Origin of the sequence: Bacteroides luti, from assembly GCF_900128905.1 — a bacterium.
In the GTDB taxonomy this organism is placed as follows: Bacteria; Bacteroidota; Bacteroidia; order Bacteroidales; family Bacteroidaceae; genus Bacteroides; species Bacteroides luti.
Genome location: NZ_FQTV01000004.1, coordinates 270,775 through 282,248 on the forward strand (window position 1 = coordinate 270,775; position 11,474 = coordinate 282,248).

Annotated in this window: 6 protein-coding genes; 3 read left to right on the forward strand and 3 right to left on the reverse strand. The window is 37.2% G+C overall.

Translation table 11 applies throughout. From position 1 onward, the window contains the following. Window positions 1-39 precede the first annotated feature (39 nt). Entirely contained in the window at window positions 40-1,572 is a 1,533-nt protein-coding gene (rny, locus tag BUC21_RS05580; protein ID WP_073400036.1) for a ribonuclease Y, read from the forward strand. An 822-nt stretch (window positions 1,573-2,394) separates the two neighbouring features. After that, complete coding sequence (locus tag BUC21_RS05585) at window positions 2,395-3,630, forward strand: PLP-dependent transferase (RefSeq protein WP_073400038.1); 1,236 nt, start codon at window positions 2,395-2,397, stop codon at window positions 3,628-3,630. A gap of 169 nt (window positions 3,631-3,799) precedes the next feature. Here the strand turns inward: BUC21_RS05585 and sucD are convergent, their stop codons facing one another. After that, window positions 3,800-4,684, reverse strand: coding sequence for a succinate--CoA ligase subunit alpha (sucD, locus tag BUC21_RS05590; RefSeq protein WP_073400040.1), 885 nt, complete (start codon window positions 4,682-4,684; stop codon window positions 3,800-3,802). 31 nt (window positions 4,685-4,715) lie between these two features. Next, window positions 4,716-5,858 carry an ADP-forming succinate--CoA ligase subunit beta gene (gene sucC, locus BUC21_RS05595; protein WP_073400042.1) on the reverse strand — a complete coding sequence of 381 codons (1,143 nt, stop codon included), beginning with the start codon at window positions 5,856-5,858 and terminating at the stop codon, window positions 4,716-4,718. Window positions 5,859-6,001: 143 nt separating this feature from the next. Between sucC and BUC21_RS05600 the strand changes: the two genes are divergently transcribed. Then, window positions 6,002-9,073, forward strand: coding sequence for a DEAD/DEAH box helicase (locus BUC21_RS05600; protein WP_073400089.1), 3,072 nt, complete (start codon window positions 6,002-6,004; stop codon window positions 9,071-9,073). 559 nt (window positions 9,074-9,632) lie between these two features. Here BUC21_RS05600 and BUC21_RS05605 read toward each other — a convergent pair. Next, window positions 9,633-11,474, reverse strand: a 1,842-nt coding sequence (locus tag BUC21_RS05605) for a GH92 family glycosyl hydrolase (protein ID WP_073400091.1), incomplete at its 5' end; no start/stop codon positions are given.

Sequence of the window (11,474 nt, forward strand, 5' to 3'; positions counted from 1 at the left end):
GTAAGTAGTGCGTTTTTATTTATAAATAAATTAATTGTAATGAACGTAATAATAGCATCGATTTTATGCTTTATTTTGGGAGGCTCTCTTTCTTACGTTTTGTTTAGATATGTTCTGAAAACAAAATACGAAAGCACCATTAAGGAAGCACAGGTAGAAGCAGAAGTTATTAAAAAGAACAAGCTTCTCGAGGTTAAGGAAAAGTTCCTGAATAAAAAGGCCGATCTTGAAAAAGAAGTTGCTTTGCGCAATCAAAAGATTCAACAGTCAGAAAACAAGTTAAAACAACGCGAACTTGTTTTAAATCAAAAACAAGAAGAGATTCAGAGGAAGAAAGCGGAAGCAGAAGCTGTAAAGGAGAATCTTGAAGTGCAACTTGGCATTATCGATAAGAAAAAAGAGGAACTGGATAAGTTGCAACACCAGGAAAGAGAAAAACTGGAAACTCTTTCAGGTCTTTCTGCTGAAGATGCAAAAAACCGTTTAATTGAGTCTTTGAAGGAAGAAGCAAAAACTGAAGCTTCTTCTTATATCAATGATATCATGGATGATGCGAAACTTACAGCAAACAAAGAGGCTAAGAGAATCGTTATCCAGTCTATTCAAAGAGTAGCTACTGAAACTGCTATAGAAAACTCTGTAACTGTATTCCATATTGAAAGTGATGAAATAAAAGGCCGCATCATTGGACGTGAAGGTAGAAACATCCGTGCTCTTGAAGCAGCAACTGGTGTAGAAATTGTAGTAGACGATACCCCTGAAGCTATTGTACTGTCTGCGTTTGACCCGGTTCGTCGTGAAATTGCCCGCCTAGCTCTTCACCAATTGGTTACTGATGGCCGTATTCACCCTGCCCGTATCGAGGAAGTGGTTGCTAAAGTTAAAAAGCAAGTGGAAGAAGAAATTATTGAAACAGGTAAACGAACAACTATCGACTTGGGTATCCATGGATTGCATCCTGAACTTATTCGTATTATCGGTAAAATGAAATACCGTTCTTCTTATGGCCAGAACTTACTGCAGCACGCTCGCGAAACAGCTAATCTTTGTGCTGTAATGGCTTCTGAACTAGGATTGAATCCAAAGAAAGCAAAACGTGCCGGATTATTGCACGATATTGGTAAGGTGCCTGATGAAGAACCAGAATTACCACACGCATTATTAGGTATGAAACTAGCAGAGAAGTTCAAAGAAAAACCAGATATCTGTAATGCTATTGGTGCTCACCATGACGAAACAGAGATGACTAGTTTGTTTGCTCCTATTGTTCAGGTTTGTGATGCTATTTCTGGTGCACGTCCAGGAGCTCGCCGTGAAATTGTTGAAGCTTACATCAAACGTCTGAATGACTTGGAACAATTGGCTATGTCTTACCCGGGAGTAACTAAAACTTATGCAATTCAAGCAGGTCGTGAGCTTCGAGTTATTGTTGGTGCCGATAAGATTGACGATAAAGCAACTGAAAACTTATCATCAGAAATTGCTAAGAAGATTCAGGATGAAATGACTTATCCAGGTCAGGTTAAGATTACAGTTATCCGTGAAACTCGCGCAATCAGTTTTGCAAAATAGAGTATAAAACACATTTATATTGAGAGACCGTTTACGTAATTGTAAACGGTCTTTTTTTGTAGATCCTTTTATGCTTTGATACATTAGTCTGGTTTATATGTCGGACACAATAGATCTCAATATATTAAAAAAGTATTTTGATCCCTCACTCCATCACCAACAGCATCTAACGCGCTCAATATTAATCATATAAAAAGGTGATGGTTGTATTTTATCCATCACCAAACCATCACCAAAAGTCGCATCCCTCACTTTTTCGATGCAATAAATAGTACTTTTATTCTTATTGTATCTGCATACATTTATAGATTTCGCTCTTTTTAGTTTGAAATAGTGAGGGATGGAGTGAAAAGTGAGGGTAGCTTTTCATAAAGATCCAGCGAGATGTTATCTCATCTCCGGTTTGCTTTTTTATTTTTCATTCCGTAGTTTTATGTAATCTTGTACAAAACAATTCATTCTTTTGTACAGAAGATATAATTGTTTTGTACAGAAGAATGCATTCTTTTGTACAAGGAAAAATAAATATCCCGAATAATTTTAAAAAAAGTAAACCGGAGTTTTGTTATACTCCGGCGTGATAATTATCAAAAGCCCTCCTTGCGCATAGTATAAAAAAGATCGCGATTTTCCAGAATTCATCAAATCCTTATCAACATATATTATTTTTAAATAATCAAATACCACACTTATGGTATATTTCTAAACTGCTAAAAAACAATATACTATTAGATCTATAGAAAAAGCTTCTTTTATTTTTTTGCTAAACAAATCTAATTTACTTTTGTAATCTATAAGACGATATTTGAAACAATAGGTAAAATGAAAGAAATTAGTTTTGAGTCTCAAGTGCTTCACACACCATTTGAGAAAGAAGATGCTTACCATTCTCTGTCTATGCCGGTTTATAACACTGCTGCTTATGAATTTGATTCTGCGGAAGCAATGGAAGCAGCTTTTTGCGGACGAACATCCGACCATGCATATTCACGTATTACAAATCCAACAGTACAGTATTTTGAAAAAAAGGTATGCAATGTAACAGGTGCTTTAAGTGTTACAGCTCTTAATTCTGGTATGGCTGCAATCAGCAATACGTTAATAACTGTGGCCCATGCAGGTGCTAATATAATCACCTCATCTCATCTTTTTGGAAACACTTATTCTTTCATTAAGAACACCCTCGGTGCTTTTGGAGTAGAAGCACGGTTCTGTGATCTTACAAATCCGGAAGAAGTTCGTTCACAAGTTGATGAAAACACCTGCGCTATCTTTCTGGAAGTAATAACCAACCCACAACTGGAAGTTGCCGATCTGAAAAAACTTTCTGTAATAGGCAAAGAAATGGGTGTTCCTTTAATTGCTGATACCACTGTTGTACCTTTTAATATATTCAAAGCCAAAGATTTCGGAGTGGATATTGAAATTGTGTCCAGTACTAAATATATTTCAGGTGGAGCCACCGGTATTGGTGGACTTATACTTGACTATGGAACATTCGACTGGAATAATTCTTCAAAACTATCCGAAATGGTTGATCAATTTGGTAATGGAACATTCACTGCTAAATTAAGAAAAGAGATTCATCGTAACCTGGGTGCCTACATGACTCCGCAAGTAGCTTATATGCAAACACTTGGATTGGACACAATGAAAGTTAGATACGAACGTCAGGCACAAACATGTCTCGAACTGTCAAAGCAATTGCAGTCTCTAAAGGGAATTGAATCCGTAAACTACACCGGGTTAAAAGAGAATAAGTTCAACGAACTTAGTAATGCCCAGTTCGGACCTTATCCGGGAGCTATGTTTACTTTTAATCTATCATCAAAAGAAGTCTGTTTTAATTTTATGAACAAATTAAAGCTGATTCGTCGCGCAACCAACCTGTTTGATAATAAAACATTGGCTATTCATCCGGCAAGCACCATATACGGCACTTTTACTGAAGAGCAGCGCCAAAGTATGGATGTAGATTCGAAAACAATTCGTTTATCAGTAGGTCTGGAAAGTGTTGATGATTTATACAATGATATTAAACAAGCTTTAGAAAAATAATATTTGCTACTTAAACACAGTAAAAGTTCAATAAGCTTAATATATAAAAAAGAGCCTCTAAAATAACTTCAAATCGAAAAGATTGAGAAGATTATTTTAGAGGCTCTCTTTTACGCACAATCTGATTACCGAGTGAACTCGACCCCAATAGGCCGACTATTTCAGACTTTTATACTTTAATTCTCTTTAACTGACTTTCTACAATAATTTTAGGAATTAAAGAAGGTTCTCTTGCAACCAACACTCCTGCAGCTTCGAAAGCTGCTATTTTTTCTTCAGCAGTACCCGCTCCACTTGAAATAATAGCTCCGGCATGTCCCATCTGTTTATCTGGAGGAGCAAATTGACCTGCAATGAAAGCAACAACCGGTTTAGTAATTTCCCAACGAATAAATTCGGCGGCACGTTCCTCTGCATTACCACCTATTTCTCCAATAATTACAATAGACTGTGTTTCTTTATCTTTTTCGAAGAGTTCAAGCAATTCACGATAATAAAGTCCGGCAATCTTATCACCTCCAATCCCTATAGCGGTTGATTGTCCCATGCCTTTTGCCGTAAGATGAGATACCACTTCATAAGTTAATGTACCGCTTCTGCTAATAATCCCCACTCCTCCTTTCGTGAAAACATGCGAAGGCATAATACCAACCATACTTTTACCGGGAGATATAACTCCGGGACAATTGGGCCCAACTAATATAGATCCTTTTTGTTGTGCAAATTGATATGCTTCAATAACATCAAGTGTAGGTATACCTTCTGTTATACAAATTATTAATCCAATACCTGCATCTGCAGCCTCCATTATTGCATCAGCAGCAAATGCTGCAGGCACAAATATAGCAGAAGTATTTGCTCCGGTTTGGTCTACAGCTTCATACATTGTATTGAACACCGGTATGTTATCAACATTTGTTCCCCCTTTACCCGGAGATGTTCCGGCTACAACATTTGTTCCATAGGCTTTCATCTTCATTGCATGAAAGTATCCATCTCTACCAGTAATACCTTGCACAACCAAACGGGTTGATTCATTTATAAGAATACTCATATTGAATGATTTTTTGAATGTTAATACTTCTCTAACCAGCCTTTATTGATTGGTTTACAGCCATACGAACAGCCTCACTCATCGTTTCTGCTACAAGAAAGTCTGAAGAGCTTAGTAATGCTCTACCCTTTTCCTCGTTAGTACCAGTAAGACGCACCACTACGGGAATCTCAGCATGTAAGTCCTCATAAGCTTTTAACAATCCATTTGCTACATCATCACAACGGGTAATGCCTCCAAATATATTAACCAGAATAACTTTTAACCTACTGTCTTGCAACAAGATCTTCATTGCTTCGGTTATTTTTGCAGGATTTGAGCTGCCTCCTATATCCAGGAAATTAGCGGGATGACCTTCATAGAGTCTTATCATATCCATTGTGGTCATAGCAAGCCCTGCCCCATTGACCATACATCCAATATCTCCTGTAAGATGAACATAACTGAATCCTTTAGCCTTTGCATGTAACTCTAGCGCTTCTTCTTCTGTTGGTTCTGAGAAGAAACAAATATCTTCCTGCCGATATAATGCATTATCATCAAAAGTCATTTTTGCATCAAGCGCTAGCAGATTGCCCTCTTCGGTTAAAACCAACGGATTAATCTCAATAAGTGAAGCATCGGTATCAATAAACAACTGGTACATATTTTGCAGGATTTGCACTATTTGGCCTACCAGTTCCATATCCTCAAACAAAAAGAAAGAAATTCTTCGAGCCAGATAGTCTGGCATTCCAACGAAAGGATCAATGTTTATCCGATAAATATTTTCAGGAGTATATTTAGCCACCTCTTCTATATCTACACCACCTTCAGAGCTAAGCATCATAATAACAGATCTGTTCTTTCTGTCAATACTATAACTCAAATAAAATTCCGATTCAATATTTATAGCTTCGCAAACCAACAATTTATTAACCGGCAAACCATTGATCTTCATCTGAAACATTGAAGCTGCATAGTTTATTACATCATTTGTATTATTTACCAGTTTAACTCCGCCAGCCTTTCCTCTACCACCGGTAAGTACTTGTGCTTTAAGCATAGCTTTCTCTCTATTGAGATTCTCATAAGCAACCAATGCTTCATCTGCATTACAACAAAGAACATGCTGCTCTACTGGTATACCGTATGATGAGAACAGTTTTTTTGCCTGATATTCGTGTATTTTCATCTCTTAGAAATATTAAAGTAACAGATACTATTGATGGTTATATTAAAACAATTATTTTGTTCGTATTGTTTAAATTCTATCCTTGCATTTTTTATATAAAACAAAGGAGTTATCTTTGTGGTGAATTAAGAAATAAACTTTCCATGTTTAAATTGATAGTAGGCATTACCCGCCATCTGAATTTAGGTACACTTTTGATTCCTTATATTGTTAAAGCAGAATCAGAAGAGATTATCCAGGTGGAGGAACAAGCAACATCTTCCTCTCTGCATGATAAATCTCTTACCAAGGCTGAAAAAGAAATAATCGCACTCTCTTTATGCTATTCAGAGAAAAACTTAATGGAAGTTTATTCAAAAGAAAAAACGGTTTCAGCATTTCTACGTAAACTAACAGACGAGAGACTCAGAGATAATATACGGCCTTATATTGATAAAAAACAGATGGAAATTATTCAGTTAATCAGGCTGAATAAAATTCCATTGTATTACAAAGAGTTGGGCAAAAAGGTTCTATACAACCACAGTAAAATTAAACTGATAGATAAAGATGCTGAAGTCTTTTTTAATTTCAGATCAACAGATCAGCTCTTTAGTTATTCAATTACCTGCAAAACAGATGGGAATCCTTTAATCTTAACAGATAAGAAACCTGTTATTATTGTTACATATCAGCCTGCATGTATTTTAGCTAAGGATGAGTTGCTTACATTCAGAGATATTGAAGCTTCACGCCTACTGCCTTTCTTTAATAAGAATTCGGTAGATGTGCCGGCTTTAATGACTGGTAAGTACATGGAACAAATAGTTATTCCAGCAGTAGAGCGCTTTCAGGTTGAAGCTTCCGGATTTGATATTATTAAAGATATAACCAGTCAAAAAGCAGTTCTATCAATTGAAAAGTCAGTAGTACAACAGCCATTATTAAAACTCCGTTTTGAATATGATGATCACTTATTCACTCCAGAGGATTCAATACTAAAGAAGTATGCAAGAATAGATGAATGTAACGGAAAGTACACCATCCGCTACTATACACGTGATAGTAAATGGGAGAAAAAATGCGTTGAGGAACTTAAAAAACTGGGACTAAAACAATTTAGTAATTCCCAATTTCAATTATCAGAGGAAGCGTCACAAAGAAATCTTATCAGTTGGATTGGCGCGCATAAGGAGTCACTTCAGAAGATGTTTGAACTTAGCCAGTCGGAAACAGGTTCAAACTATTATCTGGGAGAGATTTCTCTCAAACAAGAAATAAGTGCTCAGCCCGACTGGTTCGATATACAGATAAAAGTTCAGATCGGGAATTATCAGTTTTCTTTCATTCATTTTAAAAAACATATCATCAAAGGAATTCGTGAATTCATTCTTCCAGATGGTAATATAGCCTTACTTCCTGAAGAGTGGTTTGAAAAATACAGCGAACTTCTTACCTTGGGAACTAAGCAAGATGAAGGAATCAGGCTACAAAAAGCTAATTTCAAGCTTCTGGATAGCATAGAAGGAGGAGAAATATGTAAAGAACTGAATAAGTTACAGTTAGAATATATAGACAAAAAAGAATACCCTATACCTACAAGAATTAAAGCTACTCTTCGCGCATATCAGAAAGAAGGATTCTGGTGGATGTTACATTTATGGGAAAATAACTTCGGAGGTTGCCTTGCCGACGACATGGGATTAGGTAAAACTTTACAAACAATTACAATGTTACAGTATCTGTATAACCCCACAGAAACTGAAACGAAAGAAGAAGTTTCTCCATCAGCCAATATTTATAGTGCCGATAAGTCGGGACAACTTTCATTATTTGGAGATGATCAGACCGAGGATTTTATTTGTGAAAACAGCTTGGCCAATATTTCAAATGCAGAATCACCCGAAGCTAAAGAATCCATTTCAGACATAAAATCTGCGCCTGAAACAGAATCTGAAGTTGCAAGCGAAACAGTTCTTGTTACCGAACAACGTCCTGCTTCACTGGTAGTTGTGCCAACATCTCTGCTCCATAATTGGTTAAGAGAAATAAAGAAATTCAGTTCTTTAAGCACCTACGAATATTCTGGTACTGGCAGATTAAGAAGCAAAAGCATTAAACGCATATTCAATCACTATAATATTATTCTCACCACATACGGAGTACTCAGAAATGACATTGAACTATTCGAGGACTATCCGTTTGAATGTGTTATACTCGATGAAAGTCAGGCAATCAAAAATCCGGATTCTGTAACCTATCACTCGGTAGTCCGACTAAAGGCAAAGCATCGTTTGGTACTGACAGGTACTCCTATTGAGAACTCACTGAAAGATCTTTGGGCGCAATTTAACTTCATAAATCCAGGAATGCTAGGTAGTTCTGAGAGTTTCAGGAATTATTTCATCACGCCTATCACAAAAGAAGGTAATACAAGGAAAGAAGCTAATCTTCAACAACTTATAAAACCATTTTTCCTGCGAAGGACAAAGAATCAGGTTGCACCAGAACTTCCTTCGCTTACAGAAGAGGTACTTTATTGTGAAATGTCTCCTGAACAAGAAGAAAATTATAAGAAGGAGAAGAACATATTACGAAATGCTCTGCTGGAGATCGGCAACAAGGAAAATCTGCAGAAGAACAGTTTCATTGCTCTGCAAGGAATGACCCGTCTGCGTTTAATGGCCAACCACCCACGTATGCTAATGCCCGAATATTCATTTACCTCAGGGAAGATGGAACTGATTCTTGAAGCCTATGAAATGCTAATGAGTGAAGGACACAAAGTTCTTATCTTTTCATCGTTCGTAAAATACCTCCATTTGCTAGGCGAAGCTTTCAATAGAAAAGGCTGGCGTTATGCACTGCTCACCGGACAAACAACTGACAGGGAAAAAGAGATTAACCGTTTTAATAACGAAAAAGAGATATTTGCCTTCTTTATATCTCTTAAAGCTGGTGGTGTAGGTCTTAACCTAACCGAAGCTGATTATGTATTTATTATAGATCCTTGGTGGAATCCGGCTGCAGAGATGCAGGCAGTGAGTCGCGCACATCGTATCGGACAAACCAAACAAGTTATCGTTTACCGGTTTATAACCAGCAACACGATAGAAGAAAAGATTCTCAGACTTCAGGAAAAGAAAAGCAAGCTGGCAAAAAGCTTCATTACAACTAACAATCCATTAAAATCGTTCAACGACAAAGAGTGGAAAGAACTATTAAATATCTTGTAAAGAAACAATTGCTAAACTATACTTAATAAGTTGAAAATATATAAAAGCCTCAAAATTAAATACATAATAAACATATTTAATATATAGATTTGCCGTCAACCTAACTTTAAATTTTCAATACGGCCAGGCATGAATAAAATAAAAAAATGGCTTTACAAGCGCAATGAAGACGGTTTTATTAACAAAGAACATGAGATATTAGAAAGAATTCTAATGATATCATTTGGCATTTTTATTATTTTATGTTTAATAATTCTACTTATTTGGGTTATAAAGGACTCAGGTTCACAGCACATTTAATAATGATATTTTTTGAAACAAACCATATTATGCATAAAATATAATCTATTTTATTAATCCTCGAGAAGGATTTATAATAAGGAATTTACATATAACAGTTTCATTATTTCTTGTACATTCTTTTTGTATAGAGATTGTTATTTCTATATAAAAAACAATTGAATAAAATGATAATGCGGACAAGGTGAATCGCTTCAACACCCGTCCGCATTATTCATTCTAATAAATTATTCGATAATTTTTCTAAATCATTATAGAATTATTTCTTTTCATTGACAGAAAACGAATAAGGAAAATCTTCCTTCTGAGTACCGCGTTGCTTATTTGGTGTTTCACTCATACGGATATTGATCTCTCCACCGTTTTGTAAATCGGCATGCTTGAGGTAATTCTTTGTATAGGTTTTACCGTTGAGTGTCATTGCTTCTATATAACGGTTCTTATCACTATTCTCGGGAGCATTGATAATAAGCTTATTTCCGTTTTCGAAATGAACGGTTGCTTTCTTGAATAACGGAGCACCTAACACGTATTCGTCTGTTCCCGGACATACAGGATAGAATCCCAAAGAAGAGAAGACATACCAGGCAGAGGTTTGTCCGTTATCCTCGTCACCGCAATAACCATCGGGATTGCAGGTGTACATGCGGTTCATAACTTCGCGCAACCAGTACTGTGCTTTCCATGGCTGACCGGCATAGTTGTACATGTAGATCATGTGCTGAATGGGTTGATTGCCGTGTGCGTAATTACCCATATTCATAATCTGCATTTCACGGATTTCATGGATAACACCTCCGTAGTAGCTTGCATCGAACACTGGTGGTACGGCAAACACAGAATCGAGCATATTCACAAATACATCCTTACCACCCATCAGGTCTATCAGGCCTTGTGGATCATGGAATACCGACCAGGTGTAATGCCAGCTGTTTCCTTCGGTGAAAGCATCTCCCCATTTCAGCGGAGAGAAAGGAGCCATAAACTTACCATCGGCATTCTTTCCACGCATCAGTTTACTCTCTTTGTCGAACAGATTTTTATAATTCATAGCACGTTTGGCAAATAAGTCTATCTCCTTCTTTGGGCGTTTCAACTCTTTGGCCAGTTTATAGATGCACCAGTCGTCATAAGCATATTCAAGCGTACGTGCTGCATTCTCTTTGATCTTTACATCGTAAGGTACATAGCCCAGTTTATTGTAATACTCATATCCCAAACGACCGGTTGAAGATACTGTTGGATGAACATTTTCTGTTCCATGAATAAGTCCTTTGTACAGGGTTTCGAGGTCGGCTACCTTAACGCCTTTCATATAAGCGTCTACCAATATGGAAGCGGAGTTGTTTCCTACCATGCATCCGCGATGTCCGGGACTAGCCCATTCGGGGAAGAATCCGCTTTCTTTGTATACATTGATAAGTCCTTCCTGAATTTCCTTATTTGTTGATGGATACATTAAATTAAGGAATGGGAACAGGCAACGGAAAGTATCCCAGAAACCGGAGTCGGTATACAGATATCCGGGAAGCACCTGACCATTAAACGGACTGTAATGGACTATTTTTCCGGTTGCATCAAGTTCATAAAACTTACGAGGGAAAAGCAGAGAGCGGTACATGCAGGAATAGAACGTGCGGTACTGATCGAGTGAACCGCCTTCTACTTCTATTTTGTTCAGCACTTTATTCCATGCAGCTTTGCCTTTGGCAGTAACCTGATCAAAGCTGTCATTGCCCAGTTCCTTTAAATTAAGAGAAGCTTGCTCGAAGCTGATAAAGGAAGAGGCTACTTTGGCGTGAACAATCTCGCCTTTGGTTGTTTTAAATCCGATAACAGCTCCTACATGGTCGGCTGTTTGCTCCTGGGCTGTTTTTAAAGCACCATCGGCAAAAGTGTATTTGTAAGTAAACGGTTTATCGAATGTAATAACAAAGTAGTTCTTAAAGTTATCGGGCACTCCCCCACTGTTCTTGGTGGTATAACCGATAACCTTATTCTCTCCTGGGATAATCCGGATGTACGAGCCTTTATCGAAAGCATCGATCACCACAAAAGAACTGTCGTTCTGAGGAAAGGTGAAACGGAACATTGCTGCACG